Source organism: Telluria aromaticivorans, from assembly GCF_013003915.1.
Classification (GTDB): Bacteria; Pseudomonadota; Gammaproteobacteria; order Burkholderiales; family Burkholderiaceae_D; genus Telluria; species Telluria aromaticivorans.
Map to the genome: position 1 here is coordinate 29,494 of NZ_JABAIV010000002.1, position 18,650 is coordinate 48,143.

Annotated in this window: 17 protein-coding genes and 1 pseudogene; 8 read left to right on the forward strand and 10 right to left on the reverse strand. The window is 64.0% G+C overall.

What is annotated here, in order from left to right:
* Positions 1-300: 300 nt before the first annotated feature.
* On the forward strand, positions 301-2,577 hold the full coding sequence (locus HGB41_RS05605) for a penicillin-binding protein 1A (protein WP_171082096.1): 2,277 nt from the start codon (positions 301-303) through the stop codon (positions 2,575-2,577).
* Here the strand turns inward: HGB41_RS05605 and HGB41_RS05610 are convergent, their stop codons facing one another.
* A complete protein-coding gene (locus tag HGB41_RS05610) occupies positions 2,578-3,123 on the reverse strand; it encodes a cytochrome C (RefSeq protein WP_171082098.1) in 546 nt (181 codons plus the stop codon).
* A 371-nt stretch (positions 3,124-3,494) separates the two neighbouring features.
* On the opposite strand from HGB41_RS05610, the gene HGB41_RS05615 reads away from it, so the two are divergent.
* Together HGB41_RS05615 and HGB41_RS05620 are read left to right on the forward strand one after the other, a co-directional pair.
* Entirely contained in the window at positions 3,495-3,857 is a 363-nt protein-coding gene (locus HGB41_RS05615; RefSeq protein ID WP_171082099.1) for a GFA family protein, read from the forward strand.
* Between the two features lie 3 nt (positions 3,858-3,860).
* A complete protein-coding gene (locus HGB41_RS05620; RefSeq protein WP_171083406.1) occupies positions 3,861-4,274 on the forward strand; it encodes a PPC domain-containing DNA-binding protein in 414 nt (137 codons plus the stop codon).
* A 3-nt stretch (positions 4,275-4,277) separates the two neighbouring features.
* On the opposite strand, the gene HGB41_RS05625 is transcribed toward HGB41_RS05620, so the two are convergent.
* From HGB41_RS05625 to HGB41_RS05640, 4 genes are all read right to left on the reverse strand, one after another.
* Positions 4,278-4,652: a COG4315 family predicted lipoprotein gene (locus tag HGB41_RS05625; RefSeq protein ID WP_171082101.1), complete on the reverse strand. Its 375-nt coding sequence runs from the start codon at positions 4,650-4,652 to the stop codon at positions 4,278-4,280.
* 132 nt (positions 4,653-4,784) lie between these two features.
* Complete coding sequence (locus tag HGB41_RS05630; RefSeq protein WP_171082104.1) at positions 4,785-5,078, reverse strand: BrnA antitoxin family protein; 294 nt, start codon at positions 5,076-5,078, stop codon at positions 4,785-4,787.
* A complete protein-coding gene (locus HGB41_RS05635; RefSeq protein WP_171082106.1) occupies positions 5,065-5,331 on the reverse strand; it encodes a BrnT family toxin in 267 nt (88 codons plus the stop codon). Before HGB41_RS05635 ends, HGB41_RS05630 begins: the two co-directional genes overlap by 14 nt.
* A gap of 46 nt (positions 5,332-5,377) precedes the next feature.
* Positions 5,378-5,911, reverse strand: a complete 534-nt coding sequence (locus HGB41_RS05640) for a gluconokinase (RefSeq protein ID WP_229422831.1) — start codon at positions 5,909-5,911, stop codon at positions 5,378-5,380.
* Between the two features lie 232 nt (positions 5,912-6,143).
* Between HGB41_RS05640 and HGB41_RS05645 the strand changes: the two are divergent.
* Positions 6,144-7,034: pseudogene (locus HGB41_RS05645) on the forward strand (transposase); the annotation flags it as partial.
* Positions 7,035-7,389: 355 nt separating this feature from the next.
* Positions 7,390-8,985, forward strand: a complete 1,596-nt coding sequence (locus HGB41_RS05650) for an EAL domain-containing protein (protein WP_171082109.1) — start codon at positions 7,390-7,392, stop codon at positions 8,983-8,985.
* A gap of 365 nt (positions 8,986-9,350) precedes the next feature.
* Here the strand turns inward: HGB41_RS05650 and HGB41_RS05655 are convergent, their stop codons facing one another.
* Positions 9,351-12,533, reverse strand: a complete 3,183-nt coding sequence (locus tag HGB41_RS05655; RefSeq protein WP_171082111.1) for an error-prone DNA polymerase — start codon at positions 12,531-12,533, stop codon at positions 9,351-9,353.
* 99 nt (positions 12,534-12,632) lie between these two features.
* Between HGB41_RS05655 and HGB41_RS05660 the strand changes: the two genes are divergently transcribed.
* Positions 12,633-13,415: a PhzF family phenazine biosynthesis protein gene (locus HGB41_RS05660; protein ID WP_171082114.1), complete on the forward strand. Its 783-nt coding sequence runs from the start codon at positions 12,633-12,635 to the stop codon at positions 13,413-13,415.
* Positions 13,416-13,580: 165 nt separating this feature from the next.
* Here HGB41_RS05660 and HGB41_RS05665 read toward each other — a convergent pair whose 3' ends face one another.
* Positions 13,581-13,958, reverse strand: a complete 378-nt coding sequence (locus HGB41_RS05665) for a cupin domain-containing protein (RefSeq protein WP_171082116.1) — start codon at positions 13,956-13,958, stop codon at positions 13,581-13,583.
* Positions 13,959-14,177: 219 nt separating this feature from the next.
* Here HGB41_RS05665 and HGB41_RS05670 point away from each other — a divergent pair, with 219 nt between their 5' ends.
* Positions 14,178-14,654: an RcnB family protein gene (locus tag HGB41_RS05670; protein ID WP_171082118.1), complete on the forward strand. Its 477-nt coding sequence runs from the start codon at positions 14,178-14,180 to the stop codon at positions 14,652-14,654.
* A gap of 57 nt (positions 14,655-14,711) precedes the next feature.
* Here HGB41_RS05670 and HGB41_RS05675 read toward each other — a convergent pair whose 3' ends face one another.
* A complete protein-coding gene (locus HGB41_RS05675) occupies positions 14,712-15,227 on the reverse strand; it encodes a GNAT family N-acetyltransferase (RefSeq protein WP_371868460.1) in 516 nt (171 codons plus the stop codon).
* A 10-nt stretch (positions 15,228-15,237) separates the two neighbouring features.
* Positions 15,238-15,801: a helix-turn-helix domain-containing protein gene (locus tag HGB41_RS05680; protein ID WP_171082120.1), complete on the reverse strand. Its 564-nt coding sequence runs from the start codon at positions 15,799-15,801 to the stop codon at positions 15,238-15,240.
* Between the two features lie 160 nt (positions 15,802-15,961).
* Between HGB41_RS05680 and HGB41_RS05685 the strand changes: the two genes are divergently transcribed.
* Positions 15,962-17,797: a M61 family metallopeptidase gene (locus HGB41_RS05685; RefSeq protein WP_171082122.1), complete on the forward strand. Its 1,836-nt coding sequence runs from the start codon at positions 15,962-15,964 to the stop codon at positions 17,795-17,797.
* 85 nt (positions 17,798-17,882) lie between these two features.
* On the opposite strand, the gene HGB41_RS05690 is transcribed toward HGB41_RS05685, so the two are convergent.
* Positions 17,883-18,647 (reverse strand): SDR family oxidoreductase, encoded by a 765-nt coding sequence (locus HGB41_RS05690; RefSeq protein ID WP_171082125.1) that lies wholly within the window; start codon positions 18,645-18,647, stop codon positions 17,883-17,885.
* Positions 18,648-18,650: the final 3 nt, after the last annotated feature.

An 18,650-nucleotide genomic window follows, 5' to 3' on the forward strand; every position in this document is an offset into this window, starting at 1 on the left:
GTTTTTTCGTCCGCGTTCGCCGCGGGTGCTGCTTTTGTAGGTTGGGCGGGTCCTCCCGCCCGCGCGTTCAACGAACGCCAGGAAGCCACCGTGCGTCCACATCAACGTGATTTGAACGCGCGGCCGGCAAAGCCGGCCACCCTACGACAATCACTTCGCGCCACAGTACCGTCACCCGATCCCGATCAAGGCAGTTGGCGCTACCTTTCCTGTTCCGAATGCGTGTAGCTTGAGACGGCAGTACTATTCGCACCGCGTCGCGACTACAAACGCACTCCCGATTGACTCGACCGTACCGACATGACCACATCCAGCCGCCCCCGCCTTCTTCACCGCCTCGCCCTGTTCGCCGTGCTGCTCCCTGGCGCCGGCGCACCCGTCACTGCCGGCATCCTGGACGAGGTACCGGACATCGGCGCCGTGACCGACTACCGCCCGAAGATCCCGCTCCGCGTCTATTCGGCCGACAGGGTCCTGATCGGCGAATTCGGCACCGAGCGGCGCGACTTCGTCCCGATCGCGAAGATCCCTTCCCAGATGAAGGCGGCCGTGCTGTCCATCGAGGATGCGCGCTTCTACGAGCATGGCGGCATCGACTGGATCCGCGCGCTCGGCGCCGCCAAGGCCAACCTGGCCAGCCTGGGCGGCGGCTACCGCCAGGGCGGCTCGACCATCACCATGCAGGTCGCGCGCAACTTCTTCCTGTCGCGCGACAAGACCCTGCCGCGCAAACTGACCGAAGCGGCCCTCGCCTACAAGATCGAACAGGCGCTCACCAAGGACCAGATCCTCGAGGTCTACATGAACCAGATCTACCTGGGCCAACGCTCGTATGGTTTTTCCAGCGCGGCGCGCACCTATTTCGGCAAGCCGCTCGAGGCCTTGACGCTGGCCGAGACGGCGATGCTGGCGGGGCTGCCGCAGAACCCGTCGCGCCACAACCCGGTCGCCAATCCTGAACGCGCGCAGCAGCGCCAGCACACCGTGCTGCGGCGCATGTTCGAGTTGAAGCACATCACCGAGGCGCAGTACCGGCGCGCCCTGGCCGAACCCCTGAAGGTACGGCAGGACGGTGGCGGGCCGGGTGCGGGGGCGGAGTACGTCGCGGAACTGGCGCGCCAGGCTGCCTTCACCCGCTTCGGTCAGGCGGCCTACGAGCGCGGCTACAGCGTCATCACGACCATCAATGCAGCGGAACAAAGCGCAGCCTACGAGGCGGTGCGGCGCAATGCCATCGCCTACGACAAACGCCACGGGTACCGCGGCCCCGAAGCCCGCATCAAGCTGCCGGCGCAAACCGCAGGCCGCGAGGAAGCCATCGCCACAGCCCTGCAAGGGCGTCCCGCGATCGCGGGCTTCGCGCCGGCCGTCGTGCTGGCCGCTTCGCCGAAGCGGGTGCGCGTGGCGACCCGCGACGGCGACACCATCGAGATCACCGGCGCCGGACTCGGTTTCGCTGCTCCCGCCCTGTCGGCCACGGCAAAGGCAGGCCTGCGCCTGGCGCCGGGAGCCGTGGTGCGCATCAGCAGCGCCGGCAAGGGAACGTGGTCCATCAGCCAGGTGCCGCAGGTCGCTTCGGCCTTCGTCGCGCTCGATGCACAGACCGGCGCCTACCGCGCGCTGGTCGGCGGCTTCGACTACCAGCTGCAAAAGCTCAACCACGTCACGCAGGCATGGCGCCAGCCGGGGTCCAGCATCAAGCCTTTCGTGTATTCGGCCGGGCTGGAACAGGGCTTCTTCCCTGGCACGGCCATCCTCGACGAACCATTAGACTTTTCAGATGACAAGGCCTACGCTAACTGGGCACCGCGCAACGACGATGGCCTGTACCAGGGCGTCGTGACGGTGCGCCATGCGCTAACGCATTCGCGCAACGTGGCGACAGTGCGCATGCTGCGTTCGCTCGACATGAGCGATACGCGCAGCCACCTGGCGCGCTTCGGCTTCGACATGGCGCGCCATCCGTCCAACCTGACCCTGGCCCTCGGCACGGGCGCGGTGACACCGCTGCAGCTAGCCGGCGCCTATGCGGTGATCGCCAACGGCGGTTATCGCGTTGAACCGCTCCTGATCACCACGATCCAGGACCGCGACGGCAAGGTCCTGTTCGAGGCGCCACGGCCACGGCCACGCCAGGACAGTGCGCGCTTGCTGGATGCCCGCAACGCCTTCCTGGCCGACAGCATGCTGCGCGACGTTGCCCGCGTCGGCACCGGCGCGCAGGCCTCGCGCCAGCTGCAGCGCAGCGACCTCGCCGGCAAGACCGGCACCACCAGCAACGCGATCGACGGCTGGTTTGCCGGCTACGGCGGCAACGTCGTCGCCGTCGCCTGGATGGGCTACGACGAGCCGCGTTCGCTGGGCAGCCGCGAGTTCGGCTCCACGCTGGCGCTGCCGGTCTGGATCGACTACATGCGCGTCGCGCTGGCCAAGGTGCCGGAGCGCGCGCCGGTAGCGCCCGAAGGCGTGGTGCGCGCGGGGGATGACTGGATTTATGCGGAGTTTGCCGGGCAGGAGCCGCAGCCGTTGGCGGATCCGGCTGCGGGCGTAGCGCCGGTGGCGGATCCCTCGATGTGATTACCTCGGCGGCATCGGGAACTGGATGGCAGGCCCCTCGGCAACGCGGTCCGGCGGGACAAAGGCCGGCGCCGGTTTTCCGGCCGGCCCCAGGTGGCGTATGAAGCGGTAAATCGCACGCAGGTCGTCCTTGTGCATGTCGCGCAAGGTAAACCACGGCATCGGCGGGCGCGTCTTCATCGTGCGCGCCAGCTTGATCCAGTCGTTTTCGCCCATGGCGTTCATGGTCAGGCGCAGGTTGGATGGATAGGTCGTACCCCAGGGGCCGCGCCAGCCCAGCTGGTCACCGGTAAGCCATTCTTTTTCGGGGACTTGTCCGGCGCTCATGGCATAGCCGGCTGTATGGCAATCGTTGCAGCCGCCGATGCGGACGAGATAGCGGCCGCGTTCGATGTCCTTGCCCGGCGCGGCCGTTCCTGCCGCCAGCGCCGCCTTGGGATGGACGGCATCCTGCGCCGCGCTCGCCGCGTGCGGTAGAGCGAGGGCCGACAGCAGGGCTAGCTGGGTGGCCTTAGCGGCGCACGCCTTCTGGAGTGAATTGACCATGGCTGCTTTCCTCTCTGGAGACGGTTGTAACCGGTGCCCAATACCGCTGCCCGGCAGCGTAGTCCCCGGAGACCCGCCGCCGACGCAGGAAAAAGATAGCGTAAATGCGGCCTTGCGGACCTCTCGCATTGGGGATATGGGCTGGGCTTCGCGCAGCCTCGGCCAGGCCGGCTCACGGCAACTTCGGGGCCGGTGCCGGCCCATGCGTTCCCTGGCAGCGCCCATCCAATGCGCGATCAGCCTGCCGCAGAAAAAGCACCCGCTTTCGGGCGAACGGAGGCAGACAGCCCATCGCCGGCGAATGCTACTATTCCCAGTGTCAGGGAGCCCGCGTATCGGTGCTTTTTCATCGTGTACGCTGGTGTCGTGCCATGGCAGCCAGGCTAGCGCATTGGCCATGCGCAACATGCGCATCGTCACCACTGCCTGGCCCCAAGGAGAACAGTCATGGGGCACTGTTCTACGCCGCCGCCGTCTTCCCGTCCGATGCGGTGACGGTTGAAGGCGTGCCTCGCGAGTATGCGGGGCGGTTCTTCTGTCCCCGCTGCGGCTCGTCCCTGTTCGCAAGGAGCGAGGACGAAGTCGAAGTCCACCTGGGAGCACTGGATGAACCCAGCCAGCTGGCGCCCACTTACGAATGCTGGGTGATCCGGCGCGAAGCCTGGTTGCCGCCGTTTCCGCTCGCCAGGCAATACGAGCGCAATCGCGCGTCCACAAACCGCAGCGAGGAGTGAATGATGCGAACCCTGCCCGTCCGGCTGCACCCGCGACAAGACCTGCGCGGCGCGCTGGCATCGATTCTGGCCGACACCGGGGGCGGCGCTGCCTTTGTCTTGCAGGGAATCGGCAGCCTGAGCGTGGCGCGGATCCGGTTTGCCGGCAAGCCCGAGGCTACCGAACTGCGAGGCGACCTCGAAATCCTCACCCTGGCGGGGTCCTTGTCGTCCGACGGCTGGCATTTGCATATCACCGTGGCCGATGCACAGGGACGCGTCACGGGCGGCCATGTGGCGCCGGGGTGCATCGTTCGCACCACGGCCGAGATCCTGCTGGCGCTGCTGCCGGAAAATGCGTTCAGCCGCGAACCGGATGCGGAATCGGGCTGCAATGAGCTGGTGATCCGGCCGGTCGCGCCGCCGGGCGGCGCCTGAACTTCAGTCGGCCACCACGTGCCAGACGCCCTTCATCTTGTCGCCCTTGCGCTCGCCCGGCTTGGCATCGTTGGCGAACAGGTACAGCGGCTTGCCCTTGTAGGCCAGCTGTTTGCTGCCGTCGTCGCGCGTGACGATCGAGTACGGTGATTCGATCCGCTCGACGGTGAGCGGAACCGGTGGCCACATCTTCGCGCACTGGGCATTGCAGCTGCTCTTGCCGGAGCCGGCGATATCCTTGTCATAGGTATAGATCGTCATGCCCGCGCCGTTGACCAGGATGCCGTCGGCCACGTTGACGGGTTGTGCAATGGCGTCACCGGCGGCCAGCAGGAGCGCAGCGCCGAGGGCCGCAAGCAGGGGGTGAATCGCTTTCATGGCCATCTCCCGGAAAATGGACTGCATGTGTCCAGTATAGGCCGGGGATCGGGCGTTTGCGGCGAAGATGCATCGCATGCAGCGGCAAGCTTTCCGCGCGTGAAAGGAAGCAAGCCCGGCGGTTTCAGGCGCTCAGCTTGCGACCATACGGTGATCCCGCGCCCATTCACGCAATGCGTCGTTGAGACGGGTTTGCCAGCCCTCGCCCGTTCCCTTGAATGCCTCGACAAGGTCACGATCCAGGCGAATGTTGGTCGCCACTTTGGTTCCACTTCCGGCAGGCCGCCCGCGGCCACGAGTGGGCGTGACTGCTGCCCATTGCGCATCGGTGTAGGGGATCGCGTCGGGGTCCTGCATGGCCGCTTTGGTGATGGCAGCGTCCTCTGCTTGAGTAGGGAGAACCGTTCCCGGTTTAAGTTTCGGCATATCGTTGCACCTCTCTCAAATTTGCTTTACGCAGGCTGATAATGCGGCGTACTTCTTCACGGTCCACATACACCACGTAATAAAGACGGTCGCTGATATAGGCGATCGCGCACATGCGTGTTTCGCCGTAGTCGTAGCGCTCATCCTTCCACGTCAGTGCGTCCTCCCATTCGATCGCTGCGGCCGCCGCCAACGAAATACCGTGTTTCCCGGTATTGGCCTTGTCCTTCGTGGTATCGAATGCGATCTCCATAACATAATTGTAGATACATTAAATGGAGATGTCAAAATATTTGTATCTACAAATATTCATTCTTCAGACTGGCTACTACGTGCTCTACCAGCATGGACGGCGACTGGCGCAGGTCAAGCGTCATGCCGCCCTCGTCTCGCTGCAGTGGCTCGAGATCGCGCAATTGGCTGTCGAGCAGCGACTGCGGCATGAAGTGGCCCGCTCGCGCAGCCATCCGCTGCGCGATCAGCCCGCGCTCGCCGTGCAGATGGACGAAGCGGACAGCACCACTGTCGCCGCGTAAGATGTCGCGGTAAGCGCGCTTCAGGGCGGAGCATGCCAGCACTACCTGCTCGCCCGCGTCCCATGCGTGCTCGATCTCTGCACGCAGCGCCTGCAGCCATCCCTGCCGGTCCGCATCGCTCAGCGGCACACCGGCTGACATCTTCGCCACGTTTTCCATAGGATGAAAGCGGTCGCCCTCAATGAAACGAGCGCCCAGAGTTTGCGCCAGGCGCATGCCGACTTCGCTCTTGCCGCATCCGCTCACACCCATGACAACCCAAGCAATCGGCGCTTTCCTACGTGCATTCGTTTTCATCAACGTATTCTCGCGCATCCTAGGCAGGCTTAGGGCGCATCAGCAGAAATCCCGGCTCTGCGAGCTTAAGAATGCCTAACAAAACCACTTACTTGCCCTGATAGAAACGACCTCGTACACTGCGGCAATCCGACTGTCCGCTTTCGGCCCAGCCTGTGTAAAAATGTAAGGCCGCGTAAACGAAACCGCATCGGTAAACGTTGAGCCAGTATCTCATCACTACGGGTGCCACATGAAGCGCTTTATCGAAGGCGAAGATCGCGGACAGGGCACGCTGTTTCCGGAGCACCTGGACGACTATGTGACCGAGAATTATCCGGTTCGTGTTGTCGATGTATTTGTCGAAGAGCTTGATCTTGCCAGCCTCGGATTCGAGCGCGTACATCCGGCAAAGACGGGGCGACCGGCCTACCATCCCGCCGTGCTGCTCAAGCTCTACATTTACGGCTATCTCAACCGTATTCAATCGAGCCGGCGGCTGGAACGGGAAGCCCAGCGAAACGTCGAACTGATGTGGCTGACGGGTTGCCTGGCGCCGGACTTCAAGACGATAGCGAACTTCCGAAAAGATAAGGGCAAGGCGATCGGCAAGGTCTGCCGGCAGTTCGTCGTTCTGTTCCAGCAGCTGGATCTTTTCTCCGATGCAGTCGTCGCGATCGACGGAAGCAAATTCAAGGCCGTCAACAGCAGTGACCGCAACTTCACCGATGCGAAACTCAAGCGCCGGATGGCAGAGATCGAAGCGAATATCGGTCGCTACCTGGCGGAACTTGACACGGCTGACCGTCAGGAGCCAGCCACTTGGCGCTCAAGTTGCAAAGCCTGCCCACTCAAGGATAAGTGCACGCCGAGCTCGCAGCGGCGCGTGACCCGTTGGGAACATCAGGACGTGCTCGACGACATGCAGGCGCGTCTTGAACAGGCGCCAGACGCCATGCGAATCCGGCGTTCGACTGTCGAGCATCCGTACGCGACGATCAAGGCGTGGATGGGAGCAACGCACTTCCTGACAAAAGGCCTGGAGCGTGTGAAAGCCGAGATGAGCCTGCACGTGCTCGCCTATAACTTCAGGCGCTTGATGGCGATTCTGGGCATTGAAAAGATGCTGGCAGCAATCCGGGCGTATGCCCGTTTTCTGACGCTGCATGCCCTGCTTGAAGCGTTCTCTGTGCTGACATTGATGAAACTGCCCAATTGGGACTACGCGGCCTGGAACGCTTCGTTGTTTTCCAGGATGAGCGTTGGCGCGTACAAATCGGCCGCCAGTCCTTCAATTTGAGTTTTTACACAGGCTGGGCCAAGAGCGGACGTCCGCAGTTGTAGCGAGCTGCAGACGATGCAGCCAGCCACCGAAGTTTCTTTACGTGGCCGGTCGGCTAAGTCCCCAATCCCAAAGTATGATTGCCGACAGAGCACCTTGTAGCATGACACCTTGGATATGAGACCCGATTTATCCTGAAACTGGATCGCGAGGTGATATGGAAAAACGTCTTGTGTTCGCTGTTGCGGTTGTAGGTGTCGTCCTCGCGATCATCGTACCCCCATGGCTGGCCTGGAACGAAGCGCAGCGTCAGGCCTATCAGACCGAGAGCACACTCGCGCTCGGGTATGCGAAAGACGTCCTTCGCCGACTTGATGAAACTGGAGGTCAGTCCCTCCAAGGCATTGAACGGCTGGAGCGCATCGGTTCGGGGCCTTGCTCGCCTGAGGCGCAGGCACTGATGCGGCAGATCGATCTGACGTCGACCTATATTCAGGCGATTGGACACATCAGTAACGGCACGCTGATTTGTTCGTCGATGGGCTATGCGCCTGTATCACTCGGGGCGCAAGCATTCCGATCGTCCACCGGAGTTATCCTTTATACAGCCATACCAATCGGCGACAGCATAATGAGTCGGCTCGTTGGTTTTCAGCGCGGTAAATTCGTAGCGTTGTTTCACCGCGACCTGCCGCTCGACACCTGGACCGCCGTGCCAGGCGTATCGCTAGGCGTTGTGCATCTGGATTTACCGGTTACGGGGGATCCAATTATCCACCGCGGACATGTAGACGGTCGTTGGCGGCTGCGGTTGGAGAGGCGGTTTGACACGACGTTTGTCGCCGACGGTTACCTTGTTGCCGTCGTGCGGTCACGGCGATTTCCAATTGTCGGCATTGCCGCGGTGCCGGAAATTCATTTAAGCCACCAGACAATGAACCTGGCGAAGCGTCTGGTACCAGCGAGCATGTTGGCCGGACTGGCGTTGGCGGTTGCAATCGTATTGCTCGCAAGACGCCAGGTCTCGCTTGCGAATTCGTTGAGGCAAGGCTTGCGCCACCACGAATTTTTTCTGGCTTACCAGCCGGTCGTTGAGCTGACGAGCGGTCGCTGGGTAGGCGTGGAGGCGCTGTTGCGCTGGCGCCGTCCTACTGGCGAACTGATCGGCCCCGACGTGTTCATTGCCGTTGCCGAACAAACCGGTACTATCAACAGGCTGACTGAGCGAGTGCTAGAACTTTTGCAACACGATCTGGGCGACTTTCTAGTGCATCACCCGGAATTCCATATTGCACTGAACCTCTCGGCGCACGATCTGACCTGCGATAACATTGTCAGAATGCTCGAAAGGCTGCTCATGGAGACGGGCGCAAAGCCCGCGAACTTGATCGTTGAAGTAACCGAGCGGGCGTTACTCGACTTAGCGTCCGCCGGGCCGGTGCTCGCAGCCTTGCGAGCACGGGGAATCGAAGTAGCAATCGACGATTTCGGCACTGGCTACTCGAGTTTGTCGTACCTTGAGTCGCTTGAACTGGATTTCCTGAAGATCGACCGCTGCTTTATCGAGACAATTGGCACGCGGGCCCCGACCAGCCAAGTGGTACAACATATCATCGCGATAGCCCGTACCATGGGATTGCGGATGGTCGCCGAGGGCGTAGAAACCGAAGCGCAGGCACGTTACCTTGCCGAGCATGGGGTGCAATATGCCCAAGGATGGCTTTTTGCGAAAGCCATGTCCTTCAAGGAGCTTGTAAGCGCTTTAAACGAGCACGGGTCGACGGTGAACGTGACCGCAACCAATGACCGCTAGCGGCAGTTTGGTGTCGATGCAAACGGCGGATTCACAAACTCCAGATGGTGAGAAGGTAGGTCAGGTCAAACGTTCAGCGACGACCTCTACCAGCGATCAACAAGTAAGAGATAACCCGGCGTTAGGAGAAGGTCTGCAATGGGGTCGAGAGCTGTCGTGCACTGGACGGCAGCAACCGGCCCATCAGTGGACGTACACAGTCTTAGTCCACGCCTGAAGATTGGCGGCCGCGTTCGCAGACAGACTGATGCCATGGCGCGAGCACTTCTCCCAGAATACCTTTGGGCGCTTATAGCAATTTATCTCGCGACGCGCTGGCGACTATTGAAATCGGTATGCCCGGTGAGTATTACCGCGCCGAAGCATCAGCAGAAATCCCGGCTCTGCGAGCGCAACTTCCCCAGCAGATGCGACATGTCCACCAGCCGCTTGGCCACCAGGTGGCGCACCTCGCCCTGCTTCTGCCAGATCCCGTAGACGCCCAACAAGGGCGCGTTGAGCACCTCGCGCCGCTGCTGCTCGACCAGGGTCGGCCAGATGATGACGTTGATGTTCCCGGTTTCGTCTTCCAAGGTCATGAACAGCACGCCTTTCGCCGTGCCGGGGCGCTGGCGCACCGTGACCAGGCCGCAGGCGCGCGCCAGCTGGCCGTCCTGGAAATCCATCAACGTGGAAGCCGGCAGGAAGCGTTTCGCCAGCAGCTGCTCGCGCAGCAGCGCCAGTGGGTGGCGGCCCAGGGTCAGCCCTTGCGCGCGGTAGTCGCCGACGATCTCGTCGGCTTCGGACGGTGCGGCCAGCACCGGTACTTCTTCCAGCAGCGTAGTCGGGCGCAGCAAGTCCTTGTCCGGCACCGCGCCCACCGCCTGCCACAAGGCTTCGCGCCGGTGCCCGGCCAGCGACTGCAGCGCATTGGCGCCGGCCAGCACCTGCAGGTCGCCCCGGTCGAGGTTGGCGCGGCGCGCCAGGTCGGCCACGCTCTCGAAAGGCCGGATCGCGCGCGCATCCTCGATGCGGTTGGCCACCTCGTGTTTCAGGCCGCGCTGAAGCGAGAGCCCGAGGCGCACCGCCGGCTGGCGCGAACGGTCGAGCGGATCGAATTCTTCCAGTACCGAATCCCAGCCGCTGATGGCGACATCCGCCGGGCGCACCTCGATGCCGTGGCGGCGCGCGTCCTGTACCAGCTGCGAGGGGCTGTAGAAACCCATCGGCTGGCTGTTGAGCAGCGCGCACAGGAAGGCCGCCGGCTCGTGGCATTTGAGCCAGGAGCTTGCATAGGCCAGCAGTGCGAAGCTGGCCGCGTGCGATTCGGGAAAGCCGTATTCGCCGAAGCCCTGGATCTGGCTGAAGATCGCCTCGGCGAATTCGAGCGTGTAGCCGCGCTCGAGCATGCCGTGCACGATGCGTTCGTAATACTGTTCCAGCCCGCCCTTGCGCTTCCAGGCCGCCATCGCACGGCGCAGCTGGTCGGCCTCGCCCGGCGTGAAGCCGGCGCCTAAAATCGCCACCTGCATCACCTGCTCCTGGAAAATCGGCACGCCCAGCGTGCGCTCGAGCGCCACTTTCATCTCGGAGCTGGGGTAGACCACCTTTTCGAAGCCCTGGCGCCGCCGCAAATAGGGATGGACCATGCCGCCCTGGATCGGGCCGGGGCGCACCACCGCCACTTCGATCACGAGGTCGTAGAAGCGGCGCGGGCGCATGCGCGGCAGCATGCTCATTTGCGCGCGCGACTCGATCTGGAATACGCCCACGGTGTCGGCCGCGCAGATCATGTCGTAGGTCGCGACGTCGTCGGGCGGGATGTCCTGCATCTCGAACAAATTGCCGTGACGCTGTCCGACCAGCTCCAGCCCGCGCCGCAGCATCGACAGCATGCCCAGCGCCAGCACGTCGACCTTCATCAGGCCGAGTTCTTCGAGGTCGTTCTTGTCCCACTGGATCACACTGCGGTCCGCCATGGTGGCGTTCTCGATCGGCACCAGGCGCGAGAGCTTGCCGCGCGCGATGACGAAACCGCCCGGGTGCTGCGACAGGTGGCGCGGGAAGTTCAGCAGCTTGTCGGCAAGCGTGGCCCACTGCTGCGCCAGCCGCGACTCCGGATCGAGTCCCGCTTCCGCCAGGCGCGCCAGCAAATCGGCACGGCTGTCGAACCAGTGATGGGTCTTGGCCACCTTCTCGACGATGGCCAGGTCGATGCCGAGCGCGCGGCCGCTGTCGCGCAGCGCGCTCTTGGGACGGTAGCTGATCACGACCGCCGCCAGCGCGGCCCGGTCGCGCCCATATTTGTTGTAGATGTACTGGATGACTTCTTCGCGGCGCTGGTGCTCGAAGTCGACGTCGATGTCGGGCGGCTCGTTGCGCTCCTTGGAGATGAAGCGCTCGAACAGCAGGCTGGCGCGGGCCGGGTCGACTTCGGTGATGCCGAGGCAGTAGCACACCGCCGAGTTGGCGGCCGAGCCGCGTCCCTGGCACAGGATGTGCTGCGAGCGCGCGAAGCGCACGATGTCGTAGACGGTCAGGAAGTAGTGCTCGTAGCGCATCTCGGCAATCAAGGTGAGCTCATGCTCGATCTGGGCCTGCACCTTGGCCGGGATGCCGTCGCGGAAGCGCCGGTGCGCGCCGATATAGGTTTCCTCGCGCAGGAAGCTGCTGGCGTTGTGGCCGGGCGGGACCACTTCGTCCGGGTATTCGTAGCGCAGCTCGTCCAACGAGAAGGTGCACAGGCGCGCGATGCGCACCGTCTCGTCCAGCGCCTCGCGCGAATAGATGTTGGACAGGCGCAGGCGTGAACGCAGGTGCTGCTCGGCGTTCTGCGCCAGGCCGTAGCCGCATTCGGCCACCGGCTTTTTCAGGCGGGTGGCGGTGAGCGTGTCCTGCAGGGGCTTGCGCGAACGGACGTGCATCACCACGTGGCCGAGCGCCGTGATCGGCAAGCCGTGCTGCCAGCCCACCTCCTCCACCGTCATGCGGTGCGCCTCGTCGAAAGCGCGGTGCAGCAGCGTGAGACCCAGCCAGGCGCGTCCCGGGAAGGTGGTCGCCATCCAGGCGGCCTGCGCGTGCAGGCGGTCGACGTCTTCCGCTTCGTGCCCCGGATACTGCGGCAGCAGGATCGCCAGGCAGTCGGGCAGGTGCTTCAGGTGCTTGTACGCGGGCGCGGGATCGGCCAGGTCGCCCGGCGTGAGGAAGTAAGTCCCCTTCTCGCTGCGCGTGCGGCCCAGCGTAATGAATTCCGCCAGGTTGCCATAGCCGTTGCGGTTCTTGGCCAGCACCACCAGCGACAGCGCCGGGCTGCCGTCCGCGTTCGTGAGGTGGAAGTGGGCGCCGATCACCAAGGGAAGGCCGGCCTTCTTCGCCTCGGCATGGGCCCGTACCACGCCGGCCAGCGAGCATTCGTCGGTCAGCGCCAGTGCAAAATAATCGAGCTTCACCGCCCGCGCCACCAGTTCTTCCGCATGCGAGGCCCCCTCCAGGAAGGAGAAGTTCGACAGGCAGAACAGCTCTGCATAGGTTGGCAAAGCCTGGGGTGGCGGTGAAAATAAATCAGTCATCGGCATGCGGTCATCGAGCAGGCTACAATGCTGGATAAACCGATAGTACTGTATAAAAACACAGTATAACCGAGCCGGTCCCTGCTGCAAGGAAAACCCATGCAAGTTCGTGCGTTGAAATGTTTTGGTGAAGCGCCAGGGGGCGGCAACCCGGCCCTCGTGATCGAGGGCGACAGCTTGGATGAAGCGGCGCGCCGCGCCTTTGCGCAGGCACGCAATACCACCTGCGTCTTCCTCGATGGCGAGGTCGTCGATTTCTACTACCCGCACATGCGCAGCCCGCTCTGCCTGCACGCGACCCTGGCCGTAGCGCATGCCCTGTTCGCGCGCCACCCGGAGGCCCCGGTGCTGGCAGTGACGACCGCGATGCGCGGCCAGCGGCTGGAACTCAGGCGTGACGGTGCGGATTATTTCGTGCGCCTGCAGCCGCAGGAAGTCCCGCAGCCGCCGCTGGCGTCCGGCCTGCTGGAGCGCCTGTTGGCGGCGCCCTGCTTCGTGCCTGTGTCGCCGCCGCACGTGGCCTCGGTCGGCAGCCCCAAGCTGCTGGTCGAGCTGCCCGATGCAGCCGTACTGCATGGCCTGCGCCCTGGCCTGGACGCCATCACCGCCTGGGGCAAGGAACTTGGTGTGAATGGCATCTATGCCTGGTGCCGCCTGCCAGACGGCAGCTACGAGGGACGCAACTTCAACCACCTCGATCCGAAGCTGGAAGACAGCGCCACCGGCGTGGCGGCCGGCGCGCTCACCGCACTGCTCGGCCACGGCCTCACGCTGCGGCAGGGCCACGCCGCCAGCCAGCCATGCCTGATCAGGACAAGGATGGAGGACGGCGCGATCCTGGTCGGCGGCCGGGCAGAAGCTGCGGCCATCGTCGTCGCGTAGAACGTGGGTCCAGGCCTGATGCCGGCCACTCGAGAGCCGCCGCTGACTCGTAGGGTGGGCGGATTCCGCCCACGCGGTGATAGTTAGCGTAGAAAAGCCGCACCACGTCCGTGCAACCGCTGGTTGAACGCGCGGGCGGCGAAGCCGCCCACCCTACGGTTTTCCCTAGGCCGGCCGGTGCTCAGTGCCCGCACCGCGCGTCACATGCAGCATGCGGCTCGGCGCCCGCACTTTCGCGGTATGCCACACCCCACGCGGCACCACTGCCGCACCGCTGCCATCGAGCGCAATCGTCTCCACTACGCCGCCGCACTCCAGTTGCAGGTCGACGGCGCCTGCCAGCAGGTACACGAACTCGTCGCCGTGCGGATGCATTTCCCAGTTCGGCCAGTCTTCGGTGAAGGCGAATTCGCTAATGACCCAGTCCTGGCCGAGCTGCGCCATCACGGCCTCGGGCAGCTGCCAGAAACGGTCGCCAGGGATTTCCTGTGCCTTGCCGTCGGGCGCAAGATGAACGTAGGTGTGCTGGGGATTGAGGGACATCGCCGCTCCAGAGATGCTTCGGATACCAGCCATCCTAGCAGCCGGCGCTCCAAATTGTTATTACTACCATCAACAAATTAGCATACAAAATTCGGCAAATGCCAGATTTTTCGCTGAAACGTTTTGTAGCATTCCTTACCGGACTGGACCACCTGTGTGCGCCGATGTGCGGTGTAATGGGTCATCGACATTCCACCGTGCCACCAGGGAGAACCAAGCATGAAAACCAAATTGATCGCATCGGCACTTCTTGCCTTGAGCGTGGCCGCCAGCGGCAGCGCATTCGCCCAACGCGGTGACCATGGCAACGACAACCGCGACGGTTACGCGCAGCGCCAGGATAACGACCGCTACGATCGTGGACACAATGAGCGCGACCGCTATGATCGCGACCGTCATGATGCCCCACGCAGCAATGGCCGTGACTATCGCGGGAGCGATGCCCGCAACTACGATCGTCGCGACGCCCGTAACTACTATCGCGACGACCGCCGCGGCGGCGGCCCCCGTCACGACCTGCGCCGCGGCCAACGCCTGGGCAACGAGTACCGCGGCAACCGCTACGTCGTCAACGACTGGCGCGCCCGCCGCCTGAGCGCGCCGCCGCGGGGGCATCACTGGGTCCACGCCGGCAATGACTATGTGCTGGCCGCCATCGCCACCGGCCTGATTGCCCAGGTTTTGCTGAGCAATTAAGTCCTGCACTAAAACACAGGCCGCACCCCGCAACAGGGTGCGGCTTTTTTTCGTGCCTTACACGAGCTGCTTGTAGAACACCAGGGTGTCGACCAGGCCGCCGTCCGGCCATAAGGCGTAGTCGGGAATGCGCCCGCACAGCTGCCATCCCAGGCGCAGGTACAGCCGCTCGGCATCCGGGCTGGCGGTGTCGAGCACCAGCAGGGTCTTGCCGGCATCGCGGCCGGCCTCTTCGGCGGCACGCATCAGCGCCTCCCCGGCGCCGCTCCTGCGTGCCGCGCGGTGCACCAGCAGCTTGCTGATCTCGGCGCGGTGCGGCTGGTTGTCGGGCTGGGCCAGCACGAGCTGCACCGTGCCGACCACCGCTCCGCCGGTTTCGGCGACAAACAGCAGGCGTTCCCGCGCCGCCACGCCACGCGCAACGCCATGCCAGAAGTCCTGCACCCGCTCCGGCGTGAGCGGATTCATGAAGCCGACCGACGCGCCACCGTCCACGCAGTCTGCCAGCACGGCAGCCAGGGCGGCCAGCAGGGCCTCGTCGGGTTCATCGATGCGGCGTATCGTCAGGGACACGGCGACTCCTTCAGGCTGGGGTGGACAGGATCACGACGGCATAGCGGGCAGCCGTGGCGTGTGCATTGGTGTAGGCGACGGGCCGGTCGAGGTCGAACGCCAGGCAGTCGCCCTGTGCCAGGGCCCAGGATTGCTCCCCGACCACGAGCTCGATCGCGCCGTCCAGGACCCAAACCTGCTGGCGGATGGCGCGGGAATGCTGGGAGGTGTCATACGCCACGTGGGCGCCCGGCGGCAACTCGACCTCGACGATGCGCAGTGGCGTGACCGAGGGAGATGGCGAGACGTTACGCCGGACATACCCGGTTGCAGGATCGCGCCAGACCACCTGCTCGGCGCGGCGCGACAGCGGCGACGCGCGTGGTCCGGTATCGTCGAATAATGCGGCCAACGGCAGGCCCAGGCCCGTGGCGAGCTTTTCCAGCACGACTGCGGTCGCATTGCCTTCACCCCGCTCGATCAGGGAAATCGTCGAACGGCTGACGCCGCTGCGTGCAGCCAGGTCGTCCAGCGAGAACTGCTGCTCCTTGCGCAGCGCCTTCACGCGCGCTGCAATACGGGCACTAATATCCATCGCTACCTCCAATACAATGGACAAATATTCCAATATACTGGACAAATTGTCAAGCAGGGGGGCCGAAAAGCCGGAAAAGCGCGCCAAGCGCGGCTGGATTCCAGCCGGCAAAGCTGGTATACACTCCGGCACGCTATTCCAGCCTATCCATACTGTGCAAATGAAACCACAACTCCTTGCCTACGCCCTCCCCCTGATCCTGTTCGGCGCTGCTGCCACCGCGCGCGCCGACGTCGACTACCAGCTGCGCATCACCGACGCGGCCCAGCACCTGGCGGAAGTGCGCGCTACCTTCCCGGCCACCAACGGCACCACGCTGGACGTGCAGATGCCGAACTGGCGCACCGGCCGCTACAACATCCTGAACCTGGCCAACGGCGTGCGCATGTTCAAGGCCTTCGACGCCAAGGGCGCGCCGCTGGCAGTGGCCAAGACCGACAAGGGCACCTGGCAGGTCCGCACCAAACCGGGCGACGCGGTGACCGTGCAGTACGAGTTGTATGCCAATACCCTGGGCGAACGCACCCGCCACATCGACGACACCCACGCCTACCTCGATGCCAGCGGCGTCTTCGTCTATGCCGCGCCGTTCCGCAAGGAGCCGGTCAAGGTCAAGCTGGACGTGCCGCAGGGCTGGCAGTCGCGCTCGGGCATGGACGCGGGCAGCTGCGGCCACTGCTTCGTCGCGCCGAACTACGACGTGCTGGTCGACGCACCGATCGAGACCGGCATCCACGAGTTCTATACCGAGAAGGTCGACGGACGCACCATCGAGCTGGCGCTCTGGGGCCAGGGTAACCACGACGGCAAGCAGATGATGGTCGACCTGAAGAAGATCGTCGCCGAGACCGCGAAGCTCTACGGCGGCAAGTACCCGTTCCAGCGCTACCTGTTCATCGTCCACGCCACCGACGGCGTCGGCGGCGCCACCGAACATGCCAATTCCACCGTGATCCAGAAACCGCGCTGGACCTTCGCGCCGCGCAAGCAATACCTCGACTTCGTGCGCGTCGCCGCCCACGAGTTCTATCACACCTGGAACGTCAAGGCTTACCGTCCGAAAGAGATGGTGCCCTACGATTACCAGAACGAGAACTACAACCGCCTGCTGTGGATCGCCGAAGGCCATACCTCGTATTTCGAAGAGCTGATCGTGCTGCGCGCCGGCCTGGAAAAGCGCGACGAGTTCATGGAGGAATACGCGAAGCTGGTCGACGACTACCAGCACCAGCCCGGCCGCTTCCAGCAAAGCGCCGCCGATGCCAGCTTCGACGAGTGGATCGCGGTCGGCGGCGAGCGCGCGCGCAACGCCTCGGTGAACATCTATTCGAAGGGCCAGCTGCTGGCGCTGATGATGGACATCGAACTGCGCAAGCAAACCCGCGGCGCCAAAGGCCTGGAAGACGTGCACCGCATCCTGTTCGAGAAGCACTCGACCGCCCAGGGCGGCTACGACATCGGCAACGTACAGGCCGCGCTGCGCGCCGTGAGCGGCCAGGACTGGACCGGCTGGTGGAACCAGTACGTGGACGGCACTGCCGAGATCCCGCTCGATTCGCTGCTGGCCCAGGTCGGGATGCACAAGTTCATCGACGTGCCGAAGGACCAGGAACAGAAAACCGAATGGTGGTCCGGCTGGACCCTGCGCGAAGGCAGCGACCCGGCGGTGGTCACCGTCGTCGAGCGCGACGGCCCGGCGTGGAAAGCCGGCGTGGTCGCCGGGGACACCCTGCTGGCGGTGAACGGCCTGCGCGTGTCCGCCAAGGACATCGGCGACAAGATGTCGCTGTCCAAAGCCGGCCCGTTCAAGCTGCACCTGTTCCGCCGCGACGCGCTGGTGGAAATGCAGGTCTCGCCCGTGCTGCAGCCGAAAGGCAAGGCCAAGATCAAAGCGCTGGACAAGGCGAATGCCGCGCAGAAGACGATGAACGCGGCATGGCTCGGCGTGGCATGGCCGAAGGAAGACGCTGCAAAGGCCGACGCGCCGAAGAAGTAATTCCCTCCTCCGCCTGATGCTTGGGGCAAAGCCGCGGCCTTGGTCCAGTACCAAGGCCGCGGTTTTTTGGCGCTGCGCCCGGCCTTCAGGCGCGATTGATCGACAGGCCGCCATCGACCAGGCTGGCCGTGCCGGTGACGAAACTCGCGTCGTCCGATGCAAGGTAGAGCACCGAGCGCGCCAGTTCTTCCGGGGTCGCCACGCGCTTGAGCGCATGCAACTGGGTGACGAAGGACGTCTTGTCGGGCGTGTCGTTCATCTCGCGGTACATGGCGGTGTCCACGGCACCGGGCAGGATCGCATTGACGCGGATATTGTTCGGTCCGAACTCCGTGGCCAGGGCCTGGGTCAGTCCAATCAGGCCCGACTTGCTGGCCGCATAGGCGGCAAGGCCGGGAAAGGCCGCGGTATAGCCCACGAAGGTCGAGGTGAAGATGACCGAGCCACCGCCGTGCTTGAGCATCTCGGCGATCTGGTGCTTGGCCCCCAGGAAGGATCCAGTCAGGTTGATGGCAATGGCATCGTTCCAGCCGGCCTCCGAGATACCGGTGGAGGGACCGGCCTCGCCCATCACGCCGGCATTATTGAACGCGATATCGAGCCGGCCATAGGTCGCTACGGCCAGTTCGACCAGGGATTTCGCATAGTCTTCCGAGCGGACGTCGCCTGCCAGGCTGACCGCCTGTCCGCCGGCTTCGACGATCTCCGCCACCAGCCCGGCCAGTTCGTCGGCACGGCGGGCCCCGACCACCAGCAGCGCGCCTTCGGCGGCAAACAGCAGGGCGGACGCGCGGCCGATGCCTGCGCTGGCGCCGGTGATGATGGCGACTTTATTGTGTAAACGTTTCATGGC